Here is a 15,801-nt window from a genome sequence, read left to right on the forward strand (position 1 = left end):
TGCCATTCCCAAAATAATTTTTCGTTTCGATGAGCGTCTTGCTCATTGCGCCAGCGGCGCCAAGTCCACATGCAGCTCCCGACCCTGCGCATCCAGCAGCACCACGCGCTGCGGTTCCAGCGCCTTGAACCGGTACTGCGACGCCACCATGCCGCCGGGCCACACCGCACCGGCGATGTCGCAGCGTTGGCACAGCAAATAGGTTTGCTCTTGATGCGCCAGCACCACGATGCGGCGTCCGGTGTCAGACCATTCGCCAATGGCCATGAACGCCGGTATGCTGGCCGCGCCGTTACCCTCGGGCGTGGTCGGCAGGGCAAGGTCAAGCGCCGGGACCTCGGCCTGCGCCGTGGCGGCGTCGGCGGCGTCGCCCTGCGCCTGCGCATTGCCACGATCCAACAACGAGGCCCAGCTTTGCGACGGAAACAGATCCACTTCGCGTGCCGGCTCGGCCAGCACGGCGGCGCCGGGCGCCAGGGCGACAAACACCGCGGTCATCCATCGCTTCATCACACCACCCCCAACATGCTCAAGCGCATCTTCACGTTCACCAACATGTTCTCCGGCCGTTGCCGGTCCAGTGACAGCGACTCCAGGCGCAGCAGCGGCTCATCGGTCAGCTTGCGCAAGCCCGCGCTCAGGTCCTGGTAGGAACCCACGGCGGTGATGTCCACCGACGTACGGCGCAACCGGCCTTGGATGGTCTCTTCGCCTTGATACTGGATGTCGACCAGCAACAAGCCCGACCGCACCAACTGTTCCATCACGGCCAGCTTGCGTTCGTCCGGGTCCAGGCGCAGTTGCACGCGCAGTTCGTCCATGTCGTTGCCGGACGGAGCCACGTGCGGGGTGCAGGCATTGATCTCGGCATGCAGTTCCAAGGCACGTAGTCGCAGCTCACCCTTCTCCGGCCACAACACCACAACGAAATGCACGATCAAGACCCACAAGGCCACCAGCGCCAGGAGCCCGCCACGCCCGAGCCGCTCGGCCCAGCACTGCCAATGCCACCGCAAACGCGAACCGGCTTCGCGCTGGCGCAGCGCGGCAAGGCGGCGACGAATTTCGGTAATGGATTTCATCGCAGCTCCACCCGCACCGTAGACATCGTGGCCAGGTTGGGATCACCCGACTTGATACCGTGGCGAACTACCGTGGCGCGCATGTCGGGCTCGGCGTTCAAGCGGGCCGCAAAGGCGAATACTTCGGTCAGGTCCACCGTCATCAATTCAAGCTGGACGGACTTGCCAGCCCCCTCGATCTTCAGGTTCATCACGGCCAGGCGCGGGCTCCAGGCGTGCTCGATGGCGCGAAGCAGGACGGGCCGCAGCCGGGTCTCGGCGCGTTGCGCGGAAACCATTGCATCAACCCTCTTTTCCTCCGGCGACTGCGCCAGGGCACGGCGCTGCTCGCGTTCGTGCTGCATGCGACGCTCGACCAACTGGCTCTCCGAGCGGGTAACTTCCACGCGCAACGCCCACAGGTCCCATTCCCGCCATGCGCTCAACAGCGCCACGCACAGCAACAGCAGCACGACGATGGCGGCCCACGGTTGTGTGGCGCCGCGCTTGGTGAAATCCAGCTTGCTCATCTTCAGACCGGGCATGATCGCGCTCCCAACATGGCGTGCGGAAAGCCCAGCCAACGTGCTTGCGGCGGCAAGGACAGATCCGCCGGCTCCAAGGTTGACGTCCAGTTGCATTCCGGCACGATGGGCTGGTTGCACAGCGCCTGCGCGCCGGCAACCGCAAAGGCGTGCGACTGGCCGGGCGACCGCTGCAAGGTAATCATGTCGTCCCACCCCTGCGCCGACGGCCACAGGCACGTCACTGCGCTGGCCTCCGCCAGCACCAGGCAGGCGCCTTCGGTGCGCGCGGGGCGGTGATAACGTTGCAGGCTTGCGGACAGCAGGTCGCGGCAGGCTGCCAGCGCCCACTTCTGTTCGCGTAGCTTGCCTTCCAGCGCATCCAGCATCAGTGCGTCCGCCGCGACGGCCAGCCGCGCATGCCCATGGCGCGCCGGCCCCAGCCGCACGCGCGTCTGCACGGTGATACCGCGTTCGCGCAGCAGCGCCTGGGCGTAGCCGCGCCAGTGCGTATCGCCGCCGGGCAGGCCCGGCTGCCAGGGCAGCAGCAGGGTGTGCGTCCACGGGTAGCCCAGCCAGACATGCACGCGGTTGCGCCACCACGGCCGCAGCCGCGCGCAGGTGGCGAGCAAGGCGACCACGGCCTCGGCCGGTTCACCGCCGTGGCCACACTTCAGACGGTCATCCACCGCCTTCGTCGGCGACAACAGGCTGACATGTTCAGCATCGATCAGAACGGCTTGATCATTCCATAGCGACCGCACGGCAAACCTCCTGATAAGTCGTCAGTCCGTGCGCGATGGCCTCGTGGGCGGCGTCGCGCATCGATTGATAATCGGCGCATTGCGCCAGCGCCTCTTGTCGACGCTCGGGCGAGCGATCCAGCAGCGCGGTCTTCATGCGGCTATCCAGGCGCAAGACCTCGGCCAGCGCAATGCGGCCCAGGAACCCCGTGTGGCGGCAGGCTTCGCAACCCGGGCCGGCACGTGCCTCGCCCGGCGGCGCGCAATGCGGACACAAGCGCCGCACCAGCCGCTGCGACACGACCCCATTGAGCGATTCCAGGAAGGTCGCGGGTTCCACATCCATGTACAGAAAGCGGTCGATCACGCTGAACGCATCGTTGGCGTGTACCGACGACAGCACGCGGTGGCCGGTCAACGCCGACTGCACGGCAATGGCCGCCGTTTCGGCATCGCGGATTTCGCCAACCAGGATGGTGTCCGGATCGTGGCGCAAGATGGATCGCAGGCCGCGGGCGAAGGTCAGACCCTTCTTCTCGTTCACCGGAATCTGCAGAATGCCGTTCATCTCGTATTCCACCGGGTCTTCGATGGTGATCAGCTTTTCGTCACCGCTGTTCAGTTCCGACAAGGCGCCATACAAGGTGGTGGACTTGCCGCTGCCCGTGGGGCCGGTGATCAGCGTCAGCCCATAGGGCAATTGCGCCAGCGCACGGATGCGGCGCGCCGTTTCCGCCGGAAAACCCAAGGTATCCAGGCTGAGCTTGTCGCCGCGCTGCGAGCGGTCCAGCAGACGCAAGACGGCGTTCTCGCCATGGTTGCCCGGCATGATGGACACGCGGAAATCCACTTCCCGCCCTTGCAGCACTACCTTGAAGCGGCCGTCCTGCGGCACGCGCTTTTCAGCGATGTCCAGGCTGGACAGCACTTTCAGACGCGACATCACTTGGTTCGCGGTGACCTGCCCCGGCACCTTGCGGATGCGCAGCATCACGCCGTCGATGCGGTAGCGGATCAACAGCCCTTCCTCGTCCGACTCCAGATGGATGTCGCTGGCGCGGCTTTGCAGGCCGTCGTAGAGCGTCATGTTCACCAGGCGGATCACCGGGCTTTCGTCCTTGGCCAGCGAGGCCAGGGAAATCGATTCGACCGCCTTGGCCAGCGAGTCGTCCGCCATGTCCACGGACACGCCGTCCAGCACGCGCGCGGTGGCCTCGGCCTGCTTCAACCAGGCATCCACCACGCCGGTGGGACACACGGCAAAGCGCAGCGCATGAGCGGACAGCATGGCTTGCAGCTTCAGGCGCGCTTCGCGCGAGAACGGCGCGGCCATGGCCAGCAGGAATTCGCCATCCACCTGCAAGGGCGCCACGCGGCACGCCATGGCGTCCGCCAGCGGCAACACGTCAAAGCGCGGCGCGGCCTGGCGGCATTGCTGCGCGGTCAAGGGCTCCATGCCCAAGGCCTGCGCCAACACCGGCAGCAGTTGCGGGCGGCGCGCCAGTTCCTCGTCCAGATAGTCGGCCAGGGACAGGCTCAGTTCCGCCGCGCGCTCGCGCCACAGCCACCATGCCTCGTCGGCCACGGTCGTGCTTTCCATTGCGCCATCCTCCTGACTGATTTCGAATTCGTGCATTACGTTCATCCCAGACTCCCGGCCATCTCGAAGATGGGCATGTACAGCAAGATGACGATGGTGCCCACCAGCCCGCCGACAACCAGCATCAGCAGCGGCTCGAACACCTTTCCAAATACTTCGATGGCGTGATCCAGCGTGCCATCGTGGAACTGCGCGATGCGTTCGCACATGCCGCCCAGGTCCCCGCTTTGCTCGCCCACGCGCAGCAGCCGTTCGGCTACCGCTGTCGTCAAGCCATGGCGCGCCAAGGTTTCCGACACGCTGCGGCCCGCCCCCAATTACTGCAACGCCAGGTCCAGGCGTTCGCCGTAGGCGGGCGGCAGGATGCGGTCGGCCAGTTCAAAGGCCTGCAACGCGGGGGTGCCGCCTTCAATCAACAAGCCGACGGTGCGATAAAAGCGCGCCAGCACGAACAGGTTGCCCACGTCGCGCAGCTTGGGCAGCCGCCAGAACAGATTCATCAACGCCGCCTTCACCGTCTGCGTGCGCAGCGCCAACGCGGCGGCGAGCAGGCTTGCGCCGATGCCCGCGCCCAGCAAATGACCGTCGGACTGCACCAGACGCGCCCACCACAACATGGCCTCGGCGGTGGCCGGCAAGGTGCGCATGCTTTCGAATACGACCGCAAAGCGCGGCACGACAAAAAACAGCATGAACAGCAAAATGCCAAAGCCCACCGCAATGACCACCAGCGGGTACACCAGCGCGCCCACCACTTTCTTGCGGATGTTCTCGATCCGCGTTTCGTAGTACTGATAGCGCCTGAGCACCACCGGCAATTGCCCGCTGCCTTCGGCCGACGCCACGGTTGCCACCAGCAGCGCCGGATACACCAAGGGCTGCGCCTCCATCGCCTTGGACAGCGGCTGGCCCTGATACAGCGAGCGCAGCAGCTGGCCCAGCGAAGCCTGCAACGCCTTATTGCCCTTGCCAGCCTTGTCGCTCAGCGCCTCAAGCGCTTCGATCAAGGCCAGCCCGGCGTCCAGCAACGTGGAAAGTTCTTGCAGCAGCAGCCCAAGCGAAAAGGCCTTCTTGCCGCGCGGCTTGATGCCACGGCGCACGGCCGAACGTTGAATGTCCAGAACCATGCCGTCGGCATCGCTCAACTGCGCGCGTGCCTCGTTTTCGCTGGAGGCGCGCACGGTGTGCACGCGCAGCGTTCCTTGCTTGAGCAAACGGATCCGGAACTCATTCATATCAACGCTCCGCGTGTTGCGACTGGCGATAGCGGGCGTCGCGCGCCTGGCTCAATTGCAGATAGTGTTGCCACACGCGGCTCACGTAGCGCTTGCGTGCCGCTTCGCGATTGGCCGCGCCGCCGGCGTTGTACGCCCCGACCGCGCGCCAGGTGTAGCCGTAGCGCTTGACGAAGCCCGCCAGGATTTCGGCGCCCACGTCGATGGACAGACAGGGTTCGTCCAGCAAGCGCTGGCGGGTGATGCCGCGCTTGGCCAGGCCGGGCAGATGGATGCTGTTGATCTGCATCAGCCCGACATCCTGAGTGCCGTTGGTGTTGTTGTTGATGGCGCGAGGGTTCAGGGACGACTCCACCTTCGCGATCGAATACAGCAGCAGCGGGTCCACGCCATGGCGGTCGCCTGATTGCTGCCAGCAACTGGCGGCGGCGGCGGTGGACAACGTCATCCCGACGAGCACGGCCGCCGCCGACTTAGAGGCCATAAACCAGCTCACCGCTGCCTCCCGCCCGGCCTTCCTCGCCGAAAGAAACCACTTCAGCGTCCGAGCTGCGCCCGGGCACGTTCAAGACATAGGGGCGGCCCCACGCATCAGCAGGCACATCCTTGGCCAGGTACGGGCCATGCCAGTTGGGCGCGCCCTGGGGTGCCTTCACCAAGGATTCAAGGCCCTGCTCGGTGGTGGGATAGCTGCCCACGTCCAGGCGGTATTGCGTCAGGGCGTCGCCCAGCGTCTTCATTTGCGCCTGCGTGGCGCGCACCTTGGCGCGATCAACCTGAGAGAACAGCTTCGGGCCGACATAGCCGGCCAGCAACGCGATGATCAACAGCACGACCAGCAATTCCAACAAGGTAAACCCCTGTTGCAGGCCAAGACGGCGTCGGAAGGTAAGAGTCTTCATGAGTCCACTTTTTCTGATTGAGCGATCACCGCGCGGCGGCGACCTGGAGTGAAGTGCGGGCAGAGGCGAGCATCGTGAGGAACGATGCGGGTCCGAGCGCCGGCGTGACCGGACGCTTCAAAGGCGGAAAAATCTCTACGCAGGCCGGCATATTTCCATGCGGGCGATAGGCCAACAACGTTTCTAAAGAGAGCCTCAATCGCCTGCCAGAGGGGGCAGGACGGGCTTCAAGAAGTGTTGAGGAAGATGGCGCGGCGGCAGGGGCGGCGCTTCAATCTCGCCTCTCAGGCCATGCCCCGCCGCAAGCGGGAGCAGGCTGGCCCCGCTAGAAGGAAGACCATGCAATCCCCCCCCGCCGCCCTGGCCACTCAGGCCTACACGAAAGCGCAGATCGCCCTGCATTGGCTAAGCGTCAGTTTGATGAGCATCCTGGTGCTTGCCGGTGAATTGCGCCATCTGCTGACAGCGCAGACGGGCGTGTCCATGCGCTCGGTGATGATCGTGCACATTGGTTGCGGCATGGCCCTGCTTTTGGTCACGCTGGTGCGGACGGTAGTGCGCATCACGCGCCGCCGCGCCGTGGGCGACGGCTTCTGCATGCAGGACGCCTGCGCCCACGCGGTGCATCTGTGCATCTACGCGTTCATCTTCGCGTCGTGTCTTGTGGGCTGGGTCGTCGTCAACGCGAAGGGCCTGGCCGTGCCCGTGCCCTTCACCAGCCTGGAGTTCCCCCGGCTGGTCTCGGCCGACCCCGCCCTGGTCGCCACGACGGTATGGCTTCACAACATGCTTACCTGGGCGCTGTACGGCCTGCTGGCCTTGCACATTGTTGCGGCGCTTGGGCATCACTACATCGTGCGGGACGACACGCTGGCTCGCATGGCGTGGCGCCGCCCGGCGCGCCGGCTAGCCGACAAGGGGCCGGCCAAACCCGCGCGCGCGCGTTCGCCACGGCAAGCCCAAACGGCCGGCGTGCATTTTTCAAAAAATTAGGTATACTTCCGCCTCGCTTGCAAAAAAACGACGTCGAAAGACAGTGCGGCAAGCGAAGAGCAAGCAAAGAAACACCCCTGCGGGAGTAGCTCAGTTGGTAGAGCGCAACCTTGCCAAGGTTGAGGTCGCGAGTTCGAGACTCGTCTCCCGCTCCAGGATTTTTTTCCATGGAGATCAATAGATTCCATGGTGTGTAGAGAAAAGGAGCTTCGGCTCCTTTTTCTATTTCTGGACCTTCTCTGAGCCTCGCGCTCAACTCAGGAGAGAGCGCGCCGCGTCACGGCACTGCTTACCTCGTCCAAATGCCGAAACGCTGAAGCAATCTTGTCGCACTCTCGTGCACAAACCCCATACTGCTCGAAGCACATCCTCCACTCCCGCACAACAGTCCAGACCTGAGCGATCAGCCTACCTGCACGCTCCTTGCTGATCGAGAACCGTTGGCAACCTGCCAGCGCGTTATCAATCGATGCGATCCGTCCTTGCGGTCCGATTTCAAGATGCAGCAGACGCTCGGTGGCATGCGATGGCCGCGGCAGCACATCATAAAGAGGACTTAGTCGCCAACCCGGCAATCGGGGATCCCAGATGAATCCATGGTTGCGCAGGTGATCGTCGTCATTACTCACAAAGATGTTGAACACCATGCGCTTGAACAATTCCTCGTTGTCGGCGCGGATGACCGAAGGATGGCAGTACCGGCGTATCCCCGTGGCCAAGTCAGCGTAGGCTTTGGTATGCGATTCTGTCTCGTCGCACCCCAGCAGGGTCAGCCCACTGACAAAGGGCATCCGGCGCTCAGTCCGGCTCGTGGCAGGCGCCAGCGAAAGATCGCTATCCACCTGCGGCGTCGCTCCCCGGTCAAGCCAAAATCGATCGAAGCGGCGGATCATCATGACCCAACGACCGTTCAACATACGGGTCTCCACCACAGGAACATCGAGCCCCGCTTCCGTGGCCAACCGCAATGACGCAGCCTCAATCAGAGGCACGTCGAATGTATCGGTCTTGCTAGGAAACTTGGCGAGAACCAGGTGCCCCGCGTCATCCCGAACGGATGCCTTTGGTCTGGCACCGCCCAGCGCGGTGCCTTGCACGAAGATCAGCTCAAGACTGGCGGGAACCGGCAAGCCTGCCTCGATGCGCTCCGCCGCTTCCATCAAGTACTCGATCGCATGGACATTGCCTACCGCGCCGGTCGCGGGCGTGTGGATGTCTGTACGAATATCCAACGCGCCCACACGGTCACTTCCCGCATGCAACAGATACTGTGATTCCGGCAGGCTATTGGCCGGCATCTTCAGCTTGGCTTCGATGACTCTACGTCCCCAGGCATCTGGCGCCGCATCGCGAATACCGCCAAACCCCGTCAAACCGTTGACAGGTAGAAGCCTGCTGCCTTTTACCGGTTCACCATGGATGCCCAGGCTCACAGGATCAACTTCGATCGCATCGGGCCGATCCAGATACCGCAGGCCATAGGCGAAACTCGAGGCAAGCAGCGCCGACCCTTCCTCCGTCAGCGTGAGCTGACCACAAGGAGCCCAACCTTCCCCCAGATAGGCGAAAGTCATAAGTAGCTGGTCTTTGACCATCGATATTGGCCCCTAAAAGTCCAGGCTTTGCAGTTCCGAGGCCGACAGGCCTCTCACGCGCTTGGTCGCCTCGCGCGACTGCAGCGCCTTGAGTGCCGGGTCCGTTTCCGCCAGCAGGCTCGCCAGAGTTGCCCCCGGCGCAATCGCATCCAGGTAGCGAAGCACCTGACCGAATGCCAAGCCGGGATCGCCCTTTTCGATTCGGTAAGCCGTGTTGCGGGACAGGCCGGCGCGTATAGCGGCATCTGCCTGCTTGATGTGGCGGGCAAGTCGCAGACGTGCCAGAAGCTGGCCAATGTGGGCCGCCTGCTGGACAAGCTCAGGGGATAGAGCGGAAGCCTGGGATACTTTCATGCTCGTAAAATCATTTATTAGCCGTATAAAGATTGTTTTTACGAGCATATTAACGTTTGGCAGCGTGTTTGAGCAATATGATCGTAAAAACGATCTTAATTGGTTTAATAACGTTTTTTAGGTACTTTCGATGAGTATTGCTGCCAGGATTACCCCGCATTTCCTCTATTCGAACGGTTCAACTTGGTATTCCCGCCCCGCCTCCAACAGCATGCGTCCGACATAGTCCGCGAAGCTGCGGCGCACCACCACTTCAACGCCACCCTCATCAAGCGCGCGCACCATGACGCCGGCCTTGAAATAGTGGCTTTGCGCGCATTGGCCAGGGCCGAAGACGCGCGGATGCAGATCCAGCGGGCAGCCTTTTGCCAGCACGTCGCGCGCGTGCTCGCCCGTCAGTCCCAGCACCGTGTACCCGCTACTGACGTCCACCACGCAGGCGGACAAGCCCTGTAGCACCGGGCGCAACGTTTGCTCCAGCGCGGGGCGTGCGGGCGCCAGCGATTGCAACCACCATTCATCCGGCCCCATCCAGGCCAACAGGTGTCGGTGGCCATGCGCCACGGTGTTGGGGGCCAGGGGAGGCGCCGTGCCCAGGGCGCGTTCTAGCGCCTTCGCAAAGTCTGGCGACCGCGCGTTGCCGCGCAGCACGGCCAAGTCCAGGAATGGCCTTTCAAGAAGTTCCAAGCGCCGGGCGTCTGCCGTCTGGGCAGTTCGGTGCACGGAATCCAGCCCCTTTAGAGGCGATTCCAGATACGTTTCAGTCCACATGCTGGCGTGCTCCTTCGGGGTCGTAGAACACGGGGCTGCCGATCGTGGCCGGCACGAAGCCGCCGCCGGGCAACGCCACCTCGACCTGCTGCCCCATGCGTTGCAGGCCGTCCTGCACCAAACCAAGCGCGATCGAACGATTCAAGGTGGGGCTCATATAGCTGGATGTGATGTGGCCGACCATCGGCATGATCGGCGCTATCGGCGCGTGGCTCGCCCGGTTCATGATCTGGCTGCCTTCCGGCAGCACGATGGCCGGGTCCCGCGACAGCAGGCCGACAAACTGTTTGCGCTTGTCGCTGGCCGTGTGTTCGCGCAAGAGCGAGCGTTTACCCAGGCAGTCCTTGGACTTGGCGACCATGCCGCCCATGCCCAGATCCTGCGGCGTCACGGACCCGTCCGTGTCCTGGCCCACGATGATGTAGCCCTTCTCCGCGCGCAGGACGTGCATGGCTTCGGTTCCGTAGGGCGTGATGCCGTATTCGTGCCCAGCTTCCATCAAGGCATTCCACACGTGTTGACCCAGATTGGCGGGCACGTTGACCTCGTAGGACAGTTCCCCCGAAAAGCTGATGCGCATGATGCGCGCCGGGGTGGACCAGCCGGCGCCGGCTACCGTGCCCTCGCGAAACGTCATGAAGGGAAACGCCGCATTGGAAAAATCAATATCGGGGCAGACCGCGCGCAGCACCTCGCGCGACCGCGGCCCCGCCACCGCGAAAGTGGCGAAATGGTCGGTGACGCTGGTCAGGTGCACATCCAGATGCGGCCATTCTGTTTGCAGCCAACGTTCCATCCAGGTCAGCACGCGCGCCGCGCCGCCGGTGGTGGTGCTCATCAAGTAGTGCTGTTCGCCCAGGCGCATGGTGACGCCGTCGTCGAACACCATGCCGTTTTCATCCAGCATCAGCCCGTAGCGGCCTTTTCCCACTTCCAATTTGGTCCACATATTGGTGTAGACCCAGTTCAGCAAGGTGGCGGCATCCGGGCCTTGCACGTCGATCTTGCCCAAGGTGGAGGCATCCAGCATGCCAACGCCATTGCGCACGGCCAGGCATTCGCGGGCGACGGCAGCCTGCATGCTTTCGCCCGCCAGCGGAAAATACCAAGGCCGCTTCCAGTTGCCCACATCTTCGAATGCCGCCCCTTGGGACACGTGCCATTCGTGTATGCAGGTCTTGCGGATGGGGTCGAAAAAGTCACCCAGCTCGCGGCCCGCCAGCGCGCCAAAGGTAACCGGGGTGTAGTTGGGCCGGTAGGTGGTGGTGCCGGTCTGCGCGATGGTCTGGCCCAGCGCGTCGGCCAACACGGCCGCGCCATTGATGTTGCCCAGCTTGCCCTGGTCGGTACCGAATCCCATGGCGGTGTAGCGCTTCACATGCTCGACCGAGTGATAGCCCTCGCGCACCGCCAGGTGGATGTCGGCCACGGTCACGTCGTTCTGGTAATCAACGAACTGCTTGGCGCCGCGTCCGGGCCGCTGCCGGCTCGCTACCTGCCAAATCGGCAGCAGCGGATCTTCGGCGATATCGGCGGTGCGCCACGATAACGGCGTCGCGCCGTTCAGCCCTGCCCGCGTTGCCGCGAGCTCGCCCGCCATGGCGCCGCCATGCAGCGCCTGCGCCAGCGAAAAGTCCCCGTTGGCCGCGCCCGCGCTGACCTGCGCCTGCCGTGAACCCTCGGGAACAAAGCAGGCCCGGGCATCGTCCCAGCGCGTCTGACCGCCCGACTGCGCGTGCAAGTGCAAGGCCGGGTTCCAACCGCCCGACACCGCTACCAGATCGCAGGGCAGCTTGGCGTTCGGCGGGCCAGCCTGGCCGGCGGTATACGACGCCACCACCACGCCGGACACCTGCCGCCCGCCGCGCGCCTGTAGCACCACCGATTCATTGCGAACCTCGATGCCCGCGCTGCGCACCGCATCGGGCAGCGCGCCGCGCCCCGGCGGCCTCGGATCAATCACGGTGACGTTCGCGCCTTGCTCACGCAGATCGAGCGCGGTGCGGTAGGCGCCGTCGTTGTTCGTATAGAGCACCACCCGCCGCCCCGGCAGCACGGCGTAGCGGCGCACATACGTGGACACCGCCGACGCCAGCATGATGCCCGGCAGGTCGTTATTGCCGAACAGCAGTGGCCGCTCGTGTGCACCGGTGGCCAGCACGACTTGCCTGGCGCGCACTTTCCATAGCCGTTGGCGCACGCCCCGACGCTGCGACAGGGGTAGATGGTCGGTGACTTGTTCGCACACCGTCACCAGATTCTGGTCGTGATAGCCGAACGCCGTGCTGCGCGTCAGGATGCGGACGTCTTTCATGCCTTGCAGCTGGGCCTGTGTCTGGCGGATCCAGTCCAGGTTGGCCGCGCCATTGATCAATGCCGGACTGGACAGCAGGCTGCCCCCCAGTTCCGCCTGGTTGTCGACCAGCATCACGCGGGCGCCAGTCATTGCCGCCGCCATCGTCGCGGCCAGGCCAGCCGGCCCGGCGCCCACCACCAAGACGTCGCAATGGGCGTAGCGCTTGTCGTAGTGGTCTGGGTCAGGTTGCCCGGGCGCGCGGCCCAAACCACCCGCTTTGCGGATCAGGCGTTCGTAGTGGGGCCACCAGCGCCGGGGCCACATGAAGGTCTTGTAATAGAAGCCCGCAGGGATGAAGCGGCCGAGCCGCTGAAACACCGCCATGCGATCGCGCTCCAGGTCGGGAGCCGCGTTGACGCTGACGGCGCGCAAACCTTCGTAGAGTTCGATCGTGGTGGCGCACGGGTTGGGCACGGTGTGACCGTCTTCTTCCAACTGCACCAACGCGTTCGGTTCTTCGACGCCCGCCGTCATGATGCCGCGCGGCCGGTGATACTTCCAACTGCGCGCCACGAAATGTTCGCCGTTGGCCAGCAGCGCCGATGCCAGGGTGTCGCCCTGGCACCCGAAGTACGTGCGGTTATTGAAGGTGAACTCGATGGAAGACGCGGGGTCGATGCTGACGCCGCGTGCAAGCCGATTGGGCTGCGTCATTTGCGATCTCCGGCCGCTTGCTCGAACGTGTGAAACGCATGGAACTCATGGCTGATGGTGTCGCGTTCGGCCAGAAACCAGCGCCGGCACCCATGCGCATGCTGCCACTGCTCGCGCGCCCGGCCGCGCACGTTCTTGCGCATGAAGGCGTAGTCCGCCCATTGGGCATCGGTGAGCGTGTCGCAATCGGTTGGGCGCACGATATCGGCTTCGCCGCCGCAAGTGAATTCGGTTTCGGCGCGCGGGCCGCAGTAGGGACAAGTCAGCATCAGCATGATCAAGCTCCGCAATCAGTGCGCGACGGCGGCGGCGCCGTGCTCGTCGATCAAATGGCCGGTTTGGAAGCGGGCCAGGGAAAAAGGCGCATTGAGCCGGTGCGGCGCATTGTTGGCGACTGTGTACGCAAACACCCACCCCGACCCCGGCGTGGCCTTGAAGCCGCCCGTGCCCCAACCGCAGTTGAAGTACAGCCCCTTGACGGGCGTCGTTGAAATGATGGGGCAGGCGTCGGGCGACACATCCACGATGCCGCCCCATTGGCGGTTCATGCGCACCCGGCTAAATGCGGGGAACATCTCGACGATGGCCTGCAGCGTGCTTTCTATCAGGTGGAAGCTGCCGCGCTGCCCATAGCCGACGTACTGGTCGATGCCCGCGCCGATGACCAGATCGCCTTTGTCCGACTGGCTGATGTAGGCGTGCACGGCGTTGGACATCACCACCGTGTCCAACACCGGCTTGAGCGGTTCGGACACCAGGGCTTGCAGCGGGTGGCTTTCCAATGGCAGCCGGATGCCCGCCATGTCCGCGATCACGCTGGAATGGCCTGCCGCCACCACGGCGACCTTGGCGGCCTGGATATACCCACGGCCCGTCTCCACGCCACGCACCTCGCCGTTTTCGCGTCGAATGCCGGTGACCGGGCAATTTTCAATAATGTCCACGCCCAGCCGATCGGCCGCGCGCGCATAGCCCCACGCCACCGCGTCATGGCGCGCCACGCCGGCGCGGCGTTGAAACGAGGCGCCCAGCACGGGGTAGCGGCAATCCAGGTTGATGGCCGGCACGATTTCCTTGACCTGCGCTGGCGTCAGCCATTCGCCGTCGATGCCGTTGTAGCGGTTGGCGGTGATGCGGCGTTGGGTGTCGCGCACGTCTTGCAGGTTGTGCGCCAGGTTCATGACGCCGCGCTGGCTGAACATGACGTTGTAGTTCAAGGCCTGCGACAGCCCTTCCCATAGCTGCATCGACTTTTCGTACAACTGGGACGATTCATCCCACAGGTAGTTGGAGCGCACGATGGTGGTGTTTCGAGCGGTGTTGCCCCCGCCCACCCAGCCCTTTTCCAGCACGGCGATGTTTTTCAGCCCGTGCTCCTTGGCCAGGTAGTACGCGGTGGCCAGGCCGTGGCCCCCGCCGCCCACGATCACGATGTCGTAGACGCGCCGGGGCTCCGGACTGCGCCAGGCGCGCGGCCAGCGATCATGGTTCGACAACCCATTGCGGATCAGGCTGAACAGGGAATAGCGGCTCATCGTGGCTCCTAGGCAGGGTCCCATTCTTCTCTGAAGGCGCGCGCCGCACCTTCCCCCGCCGGACGGGAACTTGCCTGATCCCGCCAATGGCCGGGTGGCCAGGGCGCCTGTCGCGTACCCGCTGGTTCGTGTCGCGCCGGGCTGCGTTGCCCGCTAGCCGGCTTGCCAAAATCGGCCATTGGCGGGCACGGGCCCGCATCCATCCGGCCCGGCCGGCAGGGAGACGCAGACATGGCAGCGAACAGAGGCGTGGTGTATGTGGGCGACGGGCGAGTCGAAGTGCAGTCGATCAGCTTTCCAAAACTGGTGGACCCACGTGGCCGCAAGATCGAGCACGGCGTGATCCTGAAAGTGGTGTCCACGAATATCTGCGGATCCGACCAACACATGGTGCGTGGACGCACCACGGCGCAGAAGGGCCTGGTGTTGGGGCACGAGATCACCGGCGAAGTCATCGAGGGGGGCCGCGACGTTGAAACGCTGAAGGCGGGCGACCTGGTTTCAGTGCCGTTCAACGTGGCCTGCGGCCGCTGCCGCACCTGCAAGGAACAAGACACCGGCGTCTGCCTGACCGTGAACCCGGCGCGCGCGGGTGGCGCGTACGGCTACGTGGACATGGGCGACTGGATAGGCGGCCAAGCCGAATACGTCATGGTGCCGTATGCCGACTTCAACCTGCTGCGCTTCCCCGATCGCGACCACGCCATGGCCAAGATCCGCGACCTGACCTGTCTGTCGGACATCCTGCCCACGGGATTCCACGGCGCCGTCAGCGCGGGCGTTGGCCCCGGCAGCACCGTCTATGTGGCTGGTGCGGGGCCGGTGGGCATGGCCGCCGCCGCCTCCGCCCGCCTGCTGGGCGCGGCGGTGGTCATCGTGGGCGACATGAACGCCTTGCGGCTTGAACATGCGCGCAAGGTCGGCTTCGAAACGGCCGACCTGTCCCTGGACGCCACGCTGGGCGAACAGATTGCGGCGCTGCTGGGCACGCCGGAAGTGGATTGCGCCATCGACGCCGTGGGCTTCGAAGCGCGCGGACACGGCGCTACCGGGTCGCAGTCGGAAGCACCCGCCGCCGTATTGAATGCCTTGATGGATGTGACCCGGGTGGCCGGCCGCATCGGCATCCCCGGCTTGTACGTCACGGACGACCCGGGCGCCGAGGACCCCGCCGCCCGTCGCGGCAGCCTGTCGGTACGCTTCGGCCTGGGCTGGGCCAAGGCGCATAGTTTTCACACCGGCCAGACACCGGTGCTGAAATACAACCGCGCGTTGATGCAAGCCATTCTGTGGGACCGCATCAATATCGCGCAGGTGGTGGGGGTTCAGGTCATCACGCTGGATGCCGCGCCCGATGGCTACGCGGCTTTCGATGCGGGCGCGCCGAAGAAATTCGTGATCGACCCGCACGCCATGCTGCCCGCCTGATGTCCCCCCCCCCGCCCCCCCCCAGCCTCGAATGAAGCGCCGCTCGCTGC

General features: G+C 64.5%; 17 protein-coding genes and 1 tRNA gene. 3 read left to right on the forward strand and 15 right to left on the reverse strand.

Features of this window, described 5'->3' with window-relative positions:
- Nucleotides 1-42: 42 nt before the first annotated feature.
- Genes ACE04A_RS09875 through gspG form a run of 9 tightly spaced genes read right to left on the reverse strand, consistent with a single transcriptional unit; the run spans nt 43 to nt 6,065 of the window.
- Nucleotides 43-498, reverse strand: a complete 456-nt coding sequence (locus tag ACE04A_RS09875) for a hypothetical protein (RefSeq protein ID WP_448718656.1) — start codon at nt 496-498, stop codon at nt 43-45.
- 11 nt (nt 499-509) lie between these two features.
- Nucleotides 510-1,082 carry a hypothetical protein gene (locus tag ACE04A_RS09880; protein WP_279994876.1) on the reverse strand — a complete coding sequence of 191 codons (573 nt, stop codon included), beginning with the start codon at nt 1,080-1,082 and terminating at the stop codon, nt 510-512.
- Nucleotides 1,079-1,606, reverse strand: coding sequence for a hypothetical protein (locus ACE04A_RS09885; protein WP_279994874.1), 528 nt, complete (start codon nt 1,604-1,606; stop codon nt 1,079-1,081). Before ACE04A_RS09885 ends, ACE04A_RS09880 begins: the two co-directional genes overlap by 4 nt.
- A complete protein-coding gene (locus tag ACE04A_RS09890; RefSeq protein ID WP_448718657.1) occupies nt 1,594-2,349 on the reverse strand; it encodes a hypothetical protein in 756 nt (251 codons plus the stop codon). Before ACE04A_RS09890 ends, ACE04A_RS09885 begins: the two co-directional genes overlap by 13 nt.
- Nucleotides 2,330-3,928, reverse strand: a complete 1,599-nt coding sequence (locus ACE04A_RS09895; RefSeq protein WP_485820076.1) for a GspE/PulE family protein — start codon at nt 3,926-3,928, stop codon at nt 2,330-2,332. The genes ACE04A_RS09890 and ACE04A_RS09895 overlap by 20 nt, the downstream gene beginning before the upstream one ends.
- A 41-nt stretch (nt 3,929-3,969) precedes the next feature.
- Nucleotides 3,970-4,227: a type II secretion system F family protein gene (locus ACE04A_RS09900; RefSeq protein WP_485820077.1), complete on the reverse strand. Its 258-nt coding sequence runs from the start codon at nt 4,225-4,227 to the stop codon at nt 3,970-3,972.
- A gap of 18 nt (nt 4,228-4,245) precedes the next feature.
- The gene (locus tag ACE04A_RS09905) at nt 4,246-5,163 is read right to left on the reverse strand and encodes a type II secretion system F family protein (RefSeq protein WP_485820078.1); all 918 of its coding nucleotides are present in this window, start codon (nt 5,161-5,163) and stop codon (nt 4,246-4,248) included.
- Nucleotide 5,164: 1 nt separating this feature from the next.
- Nucleotides 5,165-5,647 (reverse strand): lytic transglycosylase domain-containing protein, encoded by a 483-nt coding sequence (locus tag ACE04A_RS09910; protein ID WP_050447264.1) that lies wholly within the window; start codon nt 5,645-5,647, stop codon nt 5,165-5,167.
- Nucleotides 5,637-6,065, reverse strand: a complete 429-nt coding sequence (gene gspG / locus ACE04A_RS09915) for a type II secretion system major pseudopilin GspG (protein ID WP_046803437.1) — start codon at nt 6,063-6,065, stop codon at nt 5,637-5,639. The genes ACE04A_RS09910 and gspG overlap by 11 nt, the downstream gene beginning before the upstream one ends.
- 339 nt (nt 6,066-6,404) lie before the next feature.
- On the opposite strand from gspG, the gene ACE04A_RS09920 reads away from it, so the two are divergent.
- Complete coding sequence (locus tag ACE04A_RS09920; RefSeq protein ID WP_447988067.1) at nt 6,405-7,058, forward strand: cytochrome b; 654 nt, start codon at nt 6,405-6,407, stop codon at nt 7,056-7,058.
- Between the two features lie 79 nt (nt 7,059-7,137).
- A tRNA-Gly gene (locus ACE04A_RS09925) sits at nt 7,138-7,213 on the forward strand.
- Nucleotides 7,214-7,315: 102 nt separating this feature from the next.
- Here ACE04A_RS09925 and ACE04A_RS09930 read toward each other — a convergent pair.
- The 6 genes from ACE04A_RS09930 to ACE04A_RS09955 all read right to left on the reverse strand — a co-directional run bounded on the left by ACE04A_RS09930 (nt 7,316) and on the right by ACE04A_RS09955 (nt 14,323).
- The gene (locus ACE04A_RS09930) at nt 7,316-8,632 is read right to left on the reverse strand and encodes a type II toxin-antitoxin system HipA family toxin (protein ID WP_448718658.1); all 1,317 of its coding nucleotides are present in this window, start codon (nt 8,630-8,632) and stop codon (nt 7,316-7,318) included.
- A gap of 33 nt (nt 8,633-8,665) precedes the next feature.
- Nucleotides 8,666-9,007: a helix-turn-helix domain-containing protein gene (locus ACE04A_RS09935; protein ID WP_448718659.1), complete on the reverse strand. Its 342-nt coding sequence runs from the start codon at nt 9,005-9,007 to the stop codon at nt 8,666-8,668.
- A gap of 165 nt (nt 9,008-9,172) precedes the next feature.
- On the reverse strand, nt 9,173-9,778 hold the full coding sequence (locus ACE04A_RS09940; protein ID WP_448718660.1) for a sarcosine oxidase subunit gamma: 606 nt from the start codon (nt 9,776-9,778) through the stop codon (nt 9,173-9,175).
- Nucleotides 9,768-12,788 (reverse strand): sarcosine oxidase subunit alpha family protein, encoded by a 3,021-nt coding sequence (locus ACE04A_RS09945; protein ID WP_448718661.1) that lies wholly within the window; start codon nt 12,786-12,788, stop codon nt 9,768-9,770. The genes ACE04A_RS09940 and ACE04A_RS09945 overlap by 11 nt, the downstream gene beginning before the upstream one ends.
- The gene (locus ACE04A_RS09950) at nt 12,785-13,063 is read right to left on the reverse strand and encodes a sarcosine oxidase subunit delta (protein ID WP_448718662.1); all 279 of its coding nucleotides are present in this window, start codon (nt 13,061-13,063) and stop codon (nt 12,785-12,787) included. The genes ACE04A_RS09945 and ACE04A_RS09950 overlap by 4 nt, the downstream gene beginning before the upstream one ends.
- A gap of 15 nt (nt 13,064-13,078) precedes the next feature.
- Nucleotides 13,079-14,323 (reverse strand): sarcosine oxidase subunit beta family protein, encoded by a 1,245-nt coding sequence (locus tag ACE04A_RS09955; RefSeq protein WP_259252245.1) that lies wholly within the window; start codon nt 14,321-14,323, stop codon nt 13,079-13,081.
- A gap of 231 nt (nt 14,324-14,554) precedes the next feature.
- On the opposite strand from ACE04A_RS09955, the gene fdhA reads away from it, so the two are divergent.
- Nucleotides 14,555-15,751, forward strand: coding sequence for a formaldehyde dehydrogenase, glutathione-independent (gene fdhA, locus ACE04A_RS09960; protein WP_485820079.1), 1,197 nt, complete (start codon nt 14,555-14,557; stop codon nt 15,749-15,751).
- Nucleotides 15,752-15,801 lie beyond the last annotated feature (50 nt).

Source organism: Achromobacter colocynthidis, assembly GCF_057334535.1.